Genomic DNA, 15,403 nt, shown 5'->3' with positions numbered 1-15,403 from the left:
TTTGGAAGTGTGACGCGCCAAGACGGTCGGCGCGACGCGCTTCAAATTCCTGTTCCGTGCATGTCGTTGTTTCCCAAACCGCTACGCACTTTTGGGCGACCTGCATCACGCCGCCAGTGCTGCCTCGGGCGGAACCTTTGCTCCGGTCATGAAGGCCACGGCATCGGACATCGTATATTGCTTGGGATCGATGACGCAGAGGCGACGGCCCAGCCGATGGATGTGAATACGGTCGGCCACTTCGAAGACGTGCGGCATGTTGTGCGAGATCAGCACGATCGGCAGGCCGCGCTTCTTGACGTCGAGGATCAGTTCGAGCACGCGACGGCTTTCCTTGACGCCAAGGGCGGCCGTCGGCTCGTCCATGATCACCACACGACTGCCGAAGGCGGCCGCGCGCGCCACCGCAACGCCCTGCCTTTGGCCGCCCGAGAGAGTTTCCACAGCCTGGCTGATGTTCTGGATGGTCATCAGGCCAAGCTCGGTAAGCTTGTCGCGGGCGCGCTTTTCCATCGCCGGACGGTCGAGCATACGAAGCCAATCGCCCAGAAAGCCCGGTTTGCGGATTTCGCGGCCAAGGAACATGTTGTCGGCGATCGACAGCGCCGGCGACAGTGCCAGATTCTGATAGACGGTCTCGATGCCGGCTTCGCGGGCCTCCATCGGCGATTTGAAGGCGACCGGTTTGCCTTCAAGCCGGATCTCGCCTTCATCGGGTACGGCCGCGCCGGAAATCGCCTTGATGAGCGACGACTTGCCGGCGCCATTGTCGCCTATGACGGCGAGGATTTCGCCGGGGTAGAGGTCGAAGTCGGCATTGTCGAGAGCGGTGACACGGCCATAGCGCTTGACCAGGCCACGCGCGGTGAGGATGGGTTCCTGGGTCATGGTCATGCCGAAACCTTTCTGATCCATTGGTCGACTGCCACGGCGCCGATGATCAGCACACCGGTGAGCAGCACCTTCCACTGCGGATCGGCGCCCAGCATGTTGAGGCCCATGGAGACGACGCCGACGATCATCGCGCCGAACAGCGTGCCCAGGATCGAGCCGCGTCCGCCGAAGAGGGAAATACCGCCGATCACCGTCGCGGTGATCGCCTGGAGATTGTAGTCGGTGACGGCGGCTGACGGCGAGATCGAGCCGTTGCGGCCGATGGAGACCCAGGCAGCGAAAGCGGCGATCAGCCCGGCAAGGGTGTAGACCGTCATCAGCACCTTCTTGGTCTGGATGCCCGACAGCTTCGCCGCCTCCTGATCATCGCCAACGGCGTAGACATGGCGGCCCCATGCCGTGTGATTGAGCACGTACCACAGGACCATAACGAGCACGACGGTGGCAATGACACCGAGCGTCAGCACCGCCGTGCCGACCTTGAAACTGATGGCAAAGAGATGCAGCAGCGGCGCCTGGGTGTCGACGTCGGTGTCGCGGATCGTCTCGTTGGCCGAATAGATGAAGTTCGTGGCCATGACGATGTTCCAGGTGCCAAGCGTCACGATGAAGGGTGGCAGCTTCATGTAGGCGACAAGCACCCCGTTGAGCAGACCGCAGGCCGCGCCGGCAGCAAGCCCGATCGCCACTGCGAGCGTGCTCGGCATGCCGTAGCTGACGGCGCAATTGCCCATGATCACCGCGGAAATCACCATGATCACCCCGATCGACAGGTCGATGCCCGCGGTCAGGATGACCAATGTCTGTGCGGCACCCAGAATGCCGATGATGGCGATCTGCTGCAGGATAAGCGTCAGCGTGTAGGACGAAAAGAACCGCCCACCGATGGTGATGCCAAAGACGATGATCGCCAGAACCAGGACGATCAGCGGCACCGCGGCCGGCGTCGAATGCAAGAAATGCTGGATGCGCTTGACGGCTGATTTGTGCTCGTCAAAAGCAGCAACGCTGGTGTCGCTGCTCGAGAGAACCTTCTCGAATTCCTGAGCTTGAGCCATGTTTACTCCCCGTAGGCTTCAGCCAAACGCCGACGCCAGTCCACGCCTTTCCGGTCTGCTGCCGGGATTGTTCGCGGTCACGCGAGCCATCGTCCACCCGAAGCGGCCGGGGATCAAGCCCCGACCGCTCAGGTTCCCTGGATGCCTGTCAGACCGACATCAGCCCCAGCACTTGGCGAGGCCTTCCTTGGTGTCGATGGACTTCACGCCGGTGGCCGGCTTGTCGGTCACCAGGTTGACGCCGGTGTCGAAGAAGTTCTTGCCTTCGGTCGGCTTCGGCTTGGTTCCGTCCTTGGCAAAAGCGGCGATCGCCTCGATGCCGAGTGCTGCCATCTGCAGCGGATATTGCTGCGAAGTCGCGCCGATGACGCCTTCGGCCACCGACTTCACGCCGGGGCAGCCGCCGTCGACGGAAACGATCAGCACCTGGCTTTCGAGGCCGACAGCCTTGAGCGCCTGGTAGGCGCCGACAGCGGCGGGCTCGTTGATGGTGTGGATGACGTTGATGGTGTTGTCCTTCTGCAGGAGGTTCTCCATCGCCTTGCGGCCGCCCTCTTCGTTGCCGTTGGTGACGTCGTGGCCGACGATGCGCGGATCGGTCTCGTCGCCAATCTTGTTGGGATCCTTCACGTCGATGCCGTAGCCCATCATGAAGCCCTGGTCGCGCAGCACATCGACGGTCGGCTGCGAAGGAGTCAGGTCAAGGAAGCCGATCTTGGCATCCTTGGCCTTGTCGCCCAGCGTGGCCGCTGCCCAGGCACCGATCAGCTTGCCGGCTTCGAGATTGTCCGTCGCAAAGGTCGCGTCAGCGGCGTCGATCGGATCGAGCGGCGTATCGAGCGCGATCACCAGCAGGCCGGCATCGCGCGCCTTCTTCACGGTCGGCACGATACCCTTGGTGTCGGATGCGGTGATCAGGATACCCTTGGCGCCATCGGCGATGCAGCTCTCGATGGCCGCGACCTGGCTCTCGCTGTCGCCGTCGATCTTGCCGGCATAAGTCTTGAGGTCGACGCCGAGTTCCTTGGCCTTCGCGGTGGCGCCTTCCTTCATCTTGACGAAGAAGGGATTGGTGTCGGTCTTGGTGATCAGGCAGGCGCCGACACCGGCCGCGGATGCGGACGAGGCAAACGCCATCAGGCCCAGGCCCGCGGCGGCAAACACGGTCGATTTCAACAGTTTTGTATTGGTCACGATCTTCCTCCCAGTGGAACCATTCCGATGCCGGCCAACCGGCACCTGCAGCGCATCCAACGAAATTCTCCCAGCGTGGACGCTGCCTCAACAGACACCAGGCCGAAGCCTCTGTCAATAATTAAATCACTCTTATTTATTATTGACAGCCTTGCTTCGTTCACCCATTCTGGCCCAAAAGCATTGAGGGGAAACGACGGGAGGAACAGGGTGGAAACGGCCATTGCGAGGCACGGTTCGCCCGAGGTGAATGACAGTCTCATTCACCGCGGCACCAACCAGAGCGGGATGCGCGACCACAATGAGCGGTTGGTGCTGTCGCTGGTGCGCCAGCACGGCAGCCTGGCAAAATCCGACATCGCCCGCATGACCGGACTTTCGGCGCAGACGGTTTCGGTCATCATGCGCGAGCTGGAGGAAGAAAGCCTCCTGCTGCGCCAGGCGCCGTTGCGCGGCAAGATCGGCCAGCCCTCCATCCCGATGGCGCTCAATCCCGAAGGCGCTTTCTTCATCGGCCTGAAGATCGGCCGCCGCAGCGCTGAACTGGTGCTGATCGATTTCCTTGGCAATGTCCGTTCGATGCTGCAGCATTCCTACCGCTACCCGGCGCCACGCGAGACGGTGGACTTCGTCAGCAACGGCATGCGGCAGATGCGCGGCGCGCTGACGCCCGCGCAAGACAAGCGCATCGCAGGGCTCGGCATCGCCATGCCGTTCGAATTGTGGAACTGGGCCGATACCGCCGGCGCCCCGCGCGACGTGATGGACGAATGGCGTCACCGCGACATCAGGGCCGACATCCAGGCGCAATGCGATTTTCCGGTCTATTTGCAGAACGATGCCACGTCGGCCTGCGGCGCCGAGCTCGTCTTCGGCCAGGCGGGGGCAGCGCGTGACTTCGTCTATTTTTATATCGGCGCCTTTGCCGGTGGCGGCATCGTGCTGAATGGCCGCCTTTTCGGCGGCCCGACCGGCAATGCCGGTGCACTCGGCTCGATGCCGGTGCCAGGGCCCGACGGCAAGCCGACCCAGCTGATCGACGTGGCGTCCATCGCCATGCTCGAAAAGGCGCTCAACGCGCGCGGCGTCGAGGCTTCGCATCTGTGGACCTCGCCGGAAGACTGGGGCGAGATCGGACCCGAACTGGACGACTGGATCGCCAGCGCTTCGCAAGCCCTCGCCTACGCCATCGTCGCCGCATCCTCGGTCATCGATTTCGAGGCGGCGGTGATTGACGGATGGATGCCGAAGGCGGTGCGCCGCCGGCTGGTCGACGCCATCATCGCGGCCATCGCCACGATCGACGGCGAAGGTTTGAAGCTGCCCGCCGTTCGCGAGGGAACCGTCGGCATTCATGCCCGGGCGCTCGGCGGCGCCAGCCTGCCACTTTCCGAACGCTTCCTGATCGGCGCGACGACGATTTCCAGGAGCGCCTGATGCTGATCGGAATCCCGGCGCTGCTTGGTCCGGAGCTTCTGGCGATCCTGCGCGGCATGGGCCATGGCGACGAAATCGCCCTTGTCGACGGAAATTATCCAGCCGAGCAACAGGCAACCCGGCTGGTCCGAGCCGACGGTCACCACCTCATCCCGGTGCTCGACGCGATCTTGAGCGTGCTGCCGGTGGACGACGCCGTGCCGGAGGCCCTATTTCGCGCCTCGGTCAAGGGCGACCCCTCGCTTGCCGATCCCATCCACCGTGAGATCGAGGCGATCTGCGCCCAACGCGCGCCGGGCCGCAAAGTGGTTGCGCTGGCCGGCGCCGACTTCTATGCACGGGTCAAATCGGCGCATGCCATCGTCGCGACAAGCGAGCCGCGGCTCTACGCCAACATCATCATCCGCAAGGGCGTGATCTATCCGCCGGAGACCAGGAAGCCATGATCCTCTGCTGCGGCGAAGCCCTGATCGACATGCTGCCGCGCACGACGACAGCGGGCGAGCCGGCCTTTGCGCCTTATGTCGGCGGCGCCGTGCTCAACACGGCGATCGCGCTTGGCCGGCTCGGCGCGCCGGCCGGCTTCTTTTCCGGCCTGTCTTCGGATCTGTTCGGCGGCCAGTTCCGGGATGCGCTGGGGGCGAGCAAGGTCAGCTCCACCTATGCACACACCTCGCCACGGCCGACCACGCTGGCCTTCGTCAAGCTCACCAACGGCCAGGCGACGTACACTTTCTATGACGAGAACACCGCCGGACGCATGCTGACCATCGACGATTTGCCGCAGCTCGGCAACGAGATCGAGGCCATGCTGTTCGGCGCCATCAGCCTGATCTCCGAGCCCGCCGGCAGTGCCTATGAAGAGTTCATGCGGCGCGAGCACGAAAGCCGCGTCATGATGCTCGATCCCAACATCCGGCCGAACTTCATCCCGGACAAGGCTAAGCACCTCAGGCGCATCCGCGCCATGATGGCGATGGCCGACATCGTGAAACTGTCGGACGAGGACCTGAATTGGTTCGGCGAAGCGGGCTCGCATGAGGATGTCATCCGCAACTGGCTGGATCGCGGCCCCAAGCTGATCGTCGTCACCCATGGCAGCGAAGGCGCCGTGGGCTACACCAGGGATTACGCCGTCACGGTGATGCCGGAAAAAGTCGAGGTGGTCGACACGGTCGGCGCCGGCGACACGTTTAATGCCGGCATCCTCGCCTCCTTGCATGAGCAAGGCTTGCTGACGAAAGCGACGATTTCCGGCCTGTCGAAACACGCCATCCACAAGGCGCTGGCGCTCGGCGCCAAGGCTGCAGCGGTCACGGTGTCACGGGCCGGCGCCAATCCGCCCTGGCGGCATGAGATCGCCTGAGCAACGCTCAACTTAAGTTGAGCCAGTCGATCACTTTATGTTTCGCAGGACCGATCCTATGGATTATAAAAGCAAGATCGTGCCTGACGAAGCCCGGATTTCCGGCATCTCGCGAAGGTCCGCCGGGAATACAGGTAACAGGCTGCGACACCTAGGCAATTTGCGGCTCGGCGTGTCCGGCTTTCTCGTCAGGGGCAACTCTGGTACCAGCGGGCCGTTATCTGGCTAAACCGCCTGGTTAAAACCATTTTGAGGCCGACATGCAGTTCATCGATCTTGGCGCGCAGCGCGAACGAATCCGCGACCGGCTGAAGGCCGCGATCGACCGTGTCGTCGACGAGGGCCGCTATATTCTTGGCCCGCAAGTCACCGAATTCGAGAATAAGCTTGCCGCCTATATCGGCACCAAGCATGTCGTGGCCTGCGCCAACGGCACCGACGCGCTGCTGTTGCCGCTGTTTGCGGCCGGCGTCGGCCCGGGTGACGCGGTGTTCGTGCCGAGCTTCACCTTCGCCGCCACCGCCGAAGTGGTGGCGCTGGCCAAGGCAGAGCCGGTGTTCGTCGACGTCGACCCGCATAGCTATAACATCGACATTGCCAGCCTCGAAGCGGCCATCGCCATGATCAAGAAGGAAGGAAGGCTGAAGCCGAAGGCTATCATTCCTGTCGATCTGTTCGGCCTTGCCGCGGACTACGAGGCGATCATGGCGATCGCCAACCGCGAAGGGCTGATGGTGATCGAGGATGCCGCCCAGTCGATGGGCGGCTCGCTCGACGGCAAGATGTGCGGTGCTTTCGGGCATGTCGGATCGACCAGCTTCTATCCGGCCAAGCCGCTTGGCTGTTACGGCGACGGCGGCGCGATGTTCACCAATGACGATGCGCTGGCCGAACAGCTTCGCTCCTTCGCCTTCCATGGCAAGGGCGAGACGCAGTACGACAATGTCCGCGTCGGCATCAACTCGCGGCTCGACACGCTGCAGGCGGCGATCCTGATCGAGAAGCTGGCCATCCTAGAAGACGAGATGGTCGCCCGCCAGGTGGTGGCAAAGCGCTATGCCGATGGGCTTGGCGACGTCGTTACCGCCGCCCGCAATCTGGACGGCAGCCGTTCGGCCTGGGCGCAGTATGCCATCGAGACGCCGAAGCGCGACGGGCTGAAGGCGCATCTCGGCGAAAAGGGCATTCCGTCGGTCATCTATTATGTGAAGCCGCTGCATGCCCAGGTCGCTTATCGTGACTACCCGCGCACGCCGACCGGCCTTGCCGTGTCGGAAGACCTGCCGAAGCGGATCCTGTGCTTGCCGATGCACCCTTATCTCAGCGAAGCCGATCAGGACCGGATCATCGAGACGATCCGCAACTATATCGGCTCGAATTCGGCGCAAGCCGCGGCAGAGTAAGCTGCGGACCCTTTTCAGGCGGGGCTGACCCCTGCCCTGCCGCTGGCAATGAAATGCGGATTGGCGAAGTCCTCGTCGTCGCTTTGCCTGCGCTTGCCATAAACCAGAGGTTGGCCGTCGAGCGTGCGCGTCATGCCGCCGGCGGCGCGCAGGACAGCGTCGCCTGCCGCCGTGTCCCATTCCATGGTGCGGCCGAAGCGCGGATAGACATCAGCCTCGGCACTGGCGAGAAGGCAGAATTTCAAGGACGAACCGACCGAAACGATTTCGGCGGCACCGAGGTCGCGAATATAGGCCTCGGTTTCGGGCGTGTTGTGGGAACGGCTGGCGACGACGGCCAGCGACGTCGCGGCCGTTCTCACCGAGATCGGCCGGCGGCCGACGATCTGGTAATCCCTATCGATTTCGAGTGATTCCGCCCTGCCCGGCTGGCCGGAAAAGAAGCGCCCTGTACAGGGCGCAAAGACGACGCCGACTTCCGGCACGCCATTGCGAACCAGCGCTATGTTGACGGTGAAATCGGTGCGGCGGTTGACGAACTCCTTGGTCCCGTCGAGCGGATCTACGAGAAAGAAAGCTCCGCCGAGATCCGGCGGCACGATGCCGGCGGAAGCTTCTTCCTCGGCCACGCAGGGGATATCGGGAAATGCGGCACGCAGTCCGGCGAGAATGATCTTCTCGCTCTCGCGGTCCGCCTCGGTCACCGGCGAGGCGTCGGACTTGCGGTCGACCGCACAGCCGGCGTGGAACACGCGCATCACCTCACGCCCGGCCGCCAGGGCCAGGCGCTCGAAGATTTCAAGCATCAGCCTGTCGTCAGATGCCGCCGCCGCTGTCGTATTGGTCTTCGGCAATGTCGCGCTCGTTCAGCCAGTGTTCCAGGGCGTCTACCATCTCTTCGGCCGATTTGCCGAGTGTCTGCAGATGGATCTCCGGGGTTTCCGGCGCTTCATAAGGGGAATCGACGCCGGTGAAATTCTTGATCTCGCCATTCAGCGCGCGCGCATAGAGGCCCTTCGGATCACGCCTGGCGCATTCCTCGAAGGGCGTGTCGACGAACACCTCGACGAATTCTCCGTCGGCCATCAATTCGCGCGCCATGCGCCGCTCGGCGCTGAACGGCGAAATGAACGAAACAATGACGATCAACCCGGCATCGGCCATCAAACGCGCCACTTCGGCGACGCGGCGAATGTTCTCGACGCGATCGGCGTCGGTGAAGCCAAGATCGCGATTGAGACCGTGACGGACGTTGTCGCCGTCCAGGATATAGGTGTGACGGCCGGTGGCGAATAGCTTCTTTTCGAACAGGTTGGCGATGGTCGATTTGCCGGATCCCGACAGCCCGGTGAACCAGAACACAGCAGGCCGCTGGTTCTTCATGTCGGCGCGCACGCGCTTGCCGACATCGAGCGACTGCCAATGAATGTTTTCGGCACGGCGCAACGAGTGGAGGATCATGCCGGCGCCGACCGTGGCGTTGGAGATACGGTCGATCAGGATGAAGGCGCCGGTGGTGCGGTTTTCTGCGAAGGGATCGAAGGCGATCGGCGTCCGCGTCGAGATGTTGCAGATGCCGACTTCGTTCATTTCGAGCGACTTGGCCGCTTCATGGGCAAAGTCGTTGACATTGATCCGATATTTCAGGTCGGTGACGGTGGCGCTGGTCTGGTCGGTCTCGGTGCGCAGGATGTAGGAGCGGCCGGGCAGCAGCGCATGTTCGTCGAACCAGACGATGTTGGCGGCGAACTGGTCGGCGACCTGCGGCCGTGCGGCCGGCGAAACCAGCATGTTGCCGCGTGAGATTTCGACTTCGTCGTCGAGGACAAGCGTGACGGCCTGGCCGGCGGAGGCCTGGGCGAGATCGCCGCCATAGGAGACGATGCGCTTGACGCGCGAGGATTTTCCGGACTTGGCGACAACGATCTCGTCGCCGGGTGCAACCGAGCCGGACGCGATCGTGCCGGCAAAGCCGCGAAAATCGAGATTGGGTCGATTGACGTACTGGACCGGGAAACGGAACGGCAGTTCGACCATCGCTTCGTCGACCGACACGGTTTCGAGATGCTCTATCAGCGTCGGACCGGAATACCATTCCATGCTTCCCGAGCGGCGGCTGACATTGTCGCCATAACGGGCCGACATCGGGATCGGCACAATGGTCTGGAAACCGAGATCGCGCGAAAATTGCCCGTAGTCTTCGATGATCCGGTCGAAAACCGCCTGATCGAAATCGACAAGATCGATCTTGTTGACGGCCAGAACGACATGGCGGATGCCGAGCAGCGAGGCGATGATCGAATGCCGCCTTGTCTGGCGAAGCACACCCTGCCGGGCATCGATCAGCACGATCGCCAGATCGGCGGTCGAGGCACCGGTCGCCATGTTGCGGGTGTATTGCTCGTGGCCGGGTGTGTCGGCAACGATGAACTTGCGCTTCGGCGTGGCGAAGAAACGGTAGGCGACATCGATGGTGATGCCTTGCTCACGCTCAGCCTCGAGACCATCGACCAGCAGCGCGAAATCGATGTCGTCGCCCGTCGTGCCATGCTTGCGCGAATCGCGTTCGAGCGCGGCGAGCTGGTCCTCGAAAATCTGCTTGGTGTCGGACAGCAAGCGCCCGATCAGCGTCGACTTGCCGTCATCGACGGAACCGCAGGTCAGGAAGCGCAGCAGCGACTTCTTCTCCTGCGCCGCCAGATAATCGCGAACGCCGTCGGTGGGGGCGAGGCTCTTTGCCATGATGTGGCGCATGGTCAAAAGTATCCCTCGCGCTTCTTCTTTTCCATCGAGCCGGCTTCATCGCGATCGATCAGGCGACCCTGCCGTTCGGACGTGCGTGCCGTCAGCATTTCGCCGACGATGGCCTCCAGCGTGTCGGCATCCGATTCGATGGCGCCGGTCAGCGGATAGCAGCCAAGCGTGCGGAAGCGCACCAGCCGGTTCTCCACTGTCTCGCCGGGGCGCAGTTTCATGCGCTCGTCGTCCCGCAGGATCAGCATGCCGTCGCGTTCCACCACCGGCCGTTCCTTGGCGAAATAGAGCGGCACGATCGGGATACTTTCCTGCAGGATGTACTGCCAGATATCGAGTTCGGTCCAGTTCGACAGCGGAAAGACGCGGATCGATTCACCCGATGCGATGCGGGTGTTGAATATCTTCCACATCTCGGGGCGTTGGTTCTTCGGATCCCACACATGCTGGGCGTTGCGGAAGGAAAAGATGCGTTCCTTGGCGCGCGATTTCTCCTCGTCGCGACGAGCGCCGCCAAAGGCCGCATCGAAACCGTATTTGTCTAGCGCCTGGCGCAGCGCCACGGTCTTCATGACATGGGTGTGGGTGTTCGAACCATGGTCGAACGGATTGATGTTGTCGCGCACGCCGTCTTCGTTGACATGGACCAGGAGATCGAAGCCGAGTTTCTGCGCCATCTGATCGCGAAAGGCGATCATCTCGCGGAACTTCCATGTCGTGTCGACGTGAAGAAAGGGGAACGGCGGCTTGGCGGGATAAAATGCCTTCATCGCCAGATGCATCAACACGGATGAATCCTTGCCGACCGAATAGAGCATGACCGGCTTGGCAAAGGCGGCCGCAACCTCGCGGAATATATGGATGGACTCGGCTTCAAGCCGCTGAAGATGCGTAAGCGCTGTTGTCATGGACTGTGAGCGTTCTCTCGTGCCTTTATAACAGAAGGCCATGCCTCAAATCGTCGAGCTTCTTGCGCCGGTTCAAGCCTTGCTTCTGACAATCTCTGTCGTGCCGGCGTTCTAGCAGATCGCTGTTGTCAAGAACAATGCTGGACTGGCCCCGCGGCACACGGTTCGGGAATGAATTTTCCACGGACACCTGAAAACCCGGAAATTCCTGCTCGCAAGCTCAACAGCTGAGAAAACGCGGGAAAAATATTGCTTGAATAGATCAGCCGCGGCCCGCCGCGGATCTTCCTTGATCGATCGGCCCCGGCTGCCGATTTTTCAGGGGCAATCGGCTCCGACACACTATCGAAAAGGGAGCCCAGCCGCTATACCAACCTCGGGAAGCGGGCAAGTGCATCATGAGGCATGGGCAATTTCGAGGCGAGCGCATTCACCTTCGCTAAACAAGATCCGCCGCATGAAACTTCCCGAAAATAGCGAGCCAAAATTGAGTCGGCTTTCATCCGTAAGACAGCAATTCACGCCTTCGCGGATCAATATCTACTTCTCCATCATTTGCTTCTTTTTTCCACCGGTTCTCGGCTCGGTGGTCAGCTTTGTGTTCAATGGAGGAGGCCTTTCGTCCGCCCTGCTGATTGCTTTGGGGAAAAGGCGCTTCAACGCCGACCGGCCCATGATCTGGATGACGGTCGCGATCTATGCCTACTGCGCCGCCAATCTCCTGGCGTCCATCGTCAACAACTCGTTCGTCCGGGATGCGCCACATCTTATCCCACTCGTCACCTTCCTGTTTTTTCCCGTGTCCTATTCGACCTGGAGCATCACGCAGAAAACCACGCTTGCCCGCATCGTCGTGCTTTCCAGCATGGCCGCCTGCTATGTCGCGCTGCTCATGGCCGTCATCCAGCAATATTGGATTGGCGTCAGGGCCGAGGGAGGAGCCGGAAATCCGATCGTCTTCGCAACCGTCGTCTGCCTTGCCGTGGTGATGTGTGTGGCTGGCGCCTTGTCCAGTATTGAGCAAGCCCGGACACCCCTCTTCTACGCGACACTGGCCGGGACGATCGCCGTTATCTATTCCGGCTCGCGTATCGTCTGGCTGGCACTGCTGATCGCCGGCATCGCCGTCATGCTGATCAACCGGCACAGACTCAGAGGCAGGAATGCCGTTCGCCTGCTGCTGCTGCTGGCGGCGGTCGGCGTCGTGATCTCCGCTTCCAGCTTCCAGGCGATATCCGGGCGGGTCGACTTTTTGCGCTCCGATTGGGGTGCGCTTGGAGCCAGCGGCAACTACGACACCTCGTTGGGAATACGTGTTGCGCTTTGGGAGATCGGCCTCAAAGCATTCCATGACATGCCACTGTTCGGGCACGGTGTGGGTGCAACCCAGCTTCTGATCAAGCAGGGCTTTCATGAGCAGTTCGCGATGGACACAGGCTTCAACCATTTCCACAACGGCTTCCTGACCGCCTTGGTGCAAGCAGGAATTCTAGGCGCCGTGGCGCTGGCAGCGATCTTTATCGTTGCCGCGGGAAATGCCGCCCGGATCTTGCGAAACAGCAGCGATCCGAACGAGCGGTTCGGCGCCACCATGATTGTCGTCGTGGTGATCACCTATCTGACGGCCGGAATGACGGGCATCCTGGTCGGCCATGACATTCTGGACTCGGTGCTGATGGTCTTCCTGGTGAGCGGAACATATCTCGCCTCCGGACGCCATGTTCCCTTGTTGGAAGAGCAGGCGCGTGCACCACTGATGGATGAGCGAGCGCTTCCATCAGTCACGAAAGAGCTGTTTCGGGCACGGCCATGAAGGTTCTGGTCACGGGCGCGACAGGTTTCATCGGGCGTCTTGTCGTGCGCCACCTTCGCGAAGCCGGTGCCGAGCTTCGCCTCGCCTCCCGCCATCCCGAGAGGCTTGGTTCGGAGAACGAGGCTGTGCCGATGCCCGGCTTCGATGCGCCGGCCGCCGCCTTCCTGGAACTGACCCGGCATATGACTGACGTCGTCCATTGCGCCGGCCTCAACAATGATCAGGGAAATGCAACCGAAGCCGATTACCAGGCGGCCAATGTGGAACTGAGCGCAAGGCTGGCGCATGCAGCGGCCACCCAGATAAGCGGACGTTTCATTCATCTGTCCTCGATCCGAGCGGTGATCGGCGCGCACGTCAGCGCAACGATCGACGAGGACACGCTTCCTGCCCCACAATGCGCCTATGGACGCTCGAAGCGCGAAGGCGAGATCAAGGTTTTGGACGCCTACGCGTCACACGGCCGCTCCGACGCCGCCGTGTTGCGCCTGCCTCCGGTTTATGGAAGCGGCATGAGGGGAAATCTGGCAACGCTGATACGCCTTGCCAATACGCCGCTGCCGCTGCCGACGGGTGCCTTGACCGGAATCCGCTCGCTGATGTCTTCCGAGGCCGCGGTGCGAGCTGTGTCGCACCTGCTCAGCCATCCGGGTTCCCTTCGTCCGATCTATGTCGCAGCGGATGTGCCGCCGATCGCCGTGGAAGCCATCATCGCCGCCTTTCGCAGGGGTTTCGGACGGCCGATGCGCCTGATGACCGTACCCGCAGGCCTGATGCGGCCGGCCGCGACCATGCTGGGCAAGCAGGCGTTTTGGGATAGCCTGACCGCGAGGCAGATATGCGATCCCGCCCTTCTGGTATCGCAGGGATGGGCGCCTGAAGCCGACCCGCTGGGGCGGCTGGCAGAGCTCGCGCGGCTCGGTAAGTCGTAGCTTCCTATCCCACTTTTGGTATCGTGGTCTGCTCAGCTTCGGTAGAGCGTCCCAAACAGGATCCGAAGGTCAAGCCAGAACGACGCGGTGCGGAGGTAGGCAGCATCCATTTCGGCCAAGAGCTCCGGGTTAGACATGTCGATGCCCCTGATCTGGGCCAGGCCTGTTATGCCCGGCAGCGCCGCCAAAACCCCCAACCGTCTGCGACACTCGATCAATTCCGTTTGGGTCGGCAGGCAGGGGCGCGGCCCGACCAGGCTCATTTCACCCTTCAGGACGTTCCAGAATTGCGGCAACTCATCGAGCTTGAACTTCCGCAAGACTTTTCCTACCGATGTCACGGAATCCGCCGGCGCCTCATGCGAGGGTAGGGACGGCGTCCCGACATACATCGTGCGCAACTTGTGGCAGCGGAAAAGCCGACCGTCACGGCCGACCCGCACCTGTGAAAAAATAGCCGGGCCCGGCGACGATGCCCGGACGGCAAGGACGGTGAGCGCCAAGACAGGAGATGTCGCCACCAACAGCAGAGCCGCACCGGCAAGATCGAAGATTTGCTTGGCTGCCTTCATGAACGGCCGATAGTGCTCCCTGCCGAAGTCCCGAGGCAATGCCGCAGGCCAATGCCGTCAATCCGATCGACGTAGCATGAGCCGATCTCCCGACCAAGCGCGCCACGCAGCCGTCGCAATGTTCAGATGCGCCCCAGGATGAAGGCGAGATAGAGCCCCAGGTTTCCGGAAACGGTCTGCCGATAGACGCCGCTTTGGCGCAAGCCTGCCAAGCGGCGGAAAAGACCGCCGTCGCGCCCGCGGGTGAAAAGGTCGAGGCACGCCATCGCGTCCTCGGTCAGGAGATCGCGATTGACGGCGAGACCGTCCAGGTTGAGGTCCGTCCAGCCGGCGAATTCCCCCTTGAACAGGCGGCCAAGCCGGGACACCCTTGCCTTCCAGGACACGTTGGCGCCGACCAGGTTTGCCGCGTGCTGCCGGTAGCGCACCAGCGGCCGCGGATCGTAGCGAACGATGCCGCCGGCTGCGGTCACGATGAGATAGGCCCACCAGTCGTGGCTGACGAACCCGGTCCGCGTGGAGGCCCTGGCCAGCAGGTCGCGTGCCACCGCGTTGAGCAGGATGGTGTTGCCGCCGGCGATGCTTTGCACAAGCGCGTTGCGAAAGGTTGGCGGCCGGGCAAACAGCGGCGAATGGCCGACAAGGCTTCCTGTTTCCGTCATGGTCGCGGTCCGCGAGCAAAACATCAGCGGGGTTTTCGCATCCTGGGTCCGCATCCAGCTGATAGCGCTCTCCAGCCTGTCGGGTTCCCAGACATCGTCCTGATCGCAGAAGGCATAGCAGTCCGCCTCGATGCGTCGATCGACGATCATGGAACGGAAATTGGCGGCGAAGCCTTGCCGCGGCCCCTCTACGAGCGTCATTCGACCCTTGGGCCGCCAGCGCGATCTCCATATCTCGATGATGGCGGTCGTGCCGTCGACGGAGCCATCGTCGGATATCCACAGGTCGACCAGAGGGTGCGACTGCGCGAGCAGGGACTGCAGCTGCTCCTCGATGAAGGCGGCGCCGTCTTTCGTGCCCATCAGGACCGCGATGCGCAGATCATCTTTGCTCACGAGCAAGATCGCTT

At 62.2% G+C, this 15,403-nt stretch carries 14 protein-coding genes; 6 read left to right on the top strand and 8 right to left on the bottom strand.

Annotation, left to right across the window (positions count from 1 at the left end; translation table 11 throughout):
* Positions 1-105: 105 nt before the first annotated feature.
* The 3 genes from LB558_RS05900 to LB558_RS05890 form a co-directional block, all read right to left on the bottom strand.
* Complete coding sequence (locus tag LB558_RS05900) at positions 106-915, bottom strand: ATP-binding cassette domain-containing protein (RefSeq protein ID WP_224696644.1); 810 nt, start codon at positions 913-915, stop codon at positions 106-108.
* Positions 891-1,952 carry an ABC transporter permease gene (locus LB558_RS05895; protein ID WP_224696643.1) on the bottom strand — a complete coding sequence of 354 codons (1,062 nt, stop codon included), beginning with the start codon at positions 1,950-1,952 and terminating at the stop codon, positions 891-893. Before LB558_RS05895 ends, LB558_RS05900 begins: the two co-directional genes overlap by 25 nt.
* Positions 1,953-2,111: 159 nt before the next feature.
* Positions 2,112-3,089, bottom strand: a complete 978-nt coding sequence (locus tag LB558_RS05890) for a sugar ABC transporter substrate-binding protein (protein WP_395316708.1) — start codon at positions 3,087-3,089, stop codon at positions 2,112-2,114.
* 267 nt (positions 3,090-3,356) lie between these two features.
* Here LB558_RS05890 and LB558_RS05885 point away from each other — a divergent pair, with 267 nt between their 5' ends.
* The 4 genes from LB558_RS05885 (at position 3,357) to LB558_RS05870 (ending at position 7,352) form a co-directional block, all read left to right on the top strand.
* A complete protein-coding gene (locus LB558_RS05885; RefSeq protein ID WP_224696642.1) occupies positions 3,357-4,583 on the top strand; it encodes an ROK family transcriptional regulator in 1,227 nt (408 codons plus the stop codon).
* A complete protein-coding gene (locus LB558_RS05880; protein WP_224696641.1) occupies positions 4,583-5,029 on the top strand; it encodes an RbsD/FucU family protein in 447 nt (148 codons plus the stop codon). Before LB558_RS05885 ends, LB558_RS05880 begins: the two co-directional genes overlap by 1 nt.
* On the top strand, positions 5,026-5,949 hold the full coding sequence (locus tag LB558_RS05875) for a carbohydrate kinase family protein (RefSeq protein ID WP_224696640.1): 924 nt from the start codon (positions 5,026-5,028) through the stop codon (positions 5,947-5,949). Before LB558_RS05880 ends, LB558_RS05875 begins: the two co-directional genes overlap by 4 nt.
* A gap of 260 nt (positions 5,950-6,209) precedes the next feature.
* The gene (locus LB558_RS05870) at positions 6,210-7,352 is read left to right on the top strand and encodes a DegT/DnrJ/EryC1/StrS family aminotransferase (protein ID WP_224696639.1); all 1,143 of its coding nucleotides are present in this window, start codon (positions 6,210-6,212) and stop codon (positions 7,350-7,352) included.
* 14 nt (positions 7,353-7,366) lie between these two features.
* On the opposite strand, the gene cysQ is transcribed toward LB558_RS05870, so the two are convergent.
* Genes cysQ through cysD form a run of 3 tightly spaced genes read right to left on the bottom strand, consistent with a single transcriptional unit; the run spans position 7,367 to position 11,014 of the window.
* Positions 7,367-8,158, bottom strand: coding sequence for a 3'(2'),5'-bisphosphate nucleotidase CysQ (gene cysQ, locus LB558_RS05865; protein WP_224696755.1), 792 nt, complete (start codon positions 8,156-8,158; stop codon positions 7,367-7,369).
* A 10-nt stretch (positions 8,159-8,168) separates the two neighbouring features.
* Positions 8,169-10,106 carry a sulfate adenylyltransferase subunit CysN gene (gene cysN, locus LB558_RS05860; protein WP_224696638.1) on the bottom strand — a complete coding sequence of 646 codons (1,938 nt, stop codon included), beginning with the start codon at positions 10,104-10,106 and terminating at the stop codon, positions 8,169-8,171.
* 2 nt (positions 10,107-10,108) lie between these two features.
* Positions 10,109-11,014: a sulfate adenylyltransferase subunit CysD gene (gene cysD, locus LB558_RS05855; RefSeq protein ID WP_027035869.1), complete on the bottom strand. Its 906-nt coding sequence runs from the start codon at positions 11,012-11,014 to the stop codon at positions 10,109-10,111.
* Positions 11,015-11,501: 487 nt separating this feature from the next.
* Here cysD and LB558_RS05850 point away from each other — a divergent pair, with 487 nt between their 5' ends.
* Positions 11,502-12,827, top strand: a complete 1,326-nt coding sequence (locus LB558_RS05850; protein ID WP_224696754.1) for an O-antigen ligase family protein — start codon at positions 11,502-11,504, stop codon at positions 12,825-12,827.
* Entirely contained in the window at positions 12,824-13,759 is a 936-nt protein-coding gene (locus tag LB558_RS05845; RefSeq protein ID WP_224696637.1) for an NAD-dependent epimerase/dehydratase family protein, read from the top strand. The genes LB558_RS05850 and LB558_RS05845 overlap by 4 nt, the downstream gene beginning before the upstream one ends.
* 32 nt (positions 13,760-13,791) lie before the next feature.
* Here the strand turns inward: LB558_RS05845 and LB558_RS05840 are convergent, their stop codons facing one another.
* Positions 13,792-14,331, bottom strand: a complete 540-nt coding sequence (locus LB558_RS05840) for a sugar transferase (protein WP_224696636.1) — start codon at positions 14,329-14,331, stop codon at positions 13,792-13,794.
* A 122-nt stretch (positions 14,332-14,453) separates the two neighbouring features.
* A complete protein-coding gene (locus LB558_RS05835; RefSeq protein ID WP_224696635.1) occupies positions 14,454-15,389 on the bottom strand; it encodes a glycosyltransferase family 2 protein in 936 nt (311 codons plus the stop codon).
* Between the last annotated feature and the right edge of the window lie 14 nt (positions 15,390-15,403).

This window comes from Mesorhizobium sp. CO1-1-8, from assembly GCF_020164875.1.
GTDB lineage: Bacteria > Pseudomonadota > Alphaproteobacteria > Rhizobiales > Rhizobiaceae > Mesorhizobium.
The sequence above is the reverse complement of the archived record's forward strand: the minus strand, read 5'-3'. Positions and strand labels throughout refer to the sequence as shown.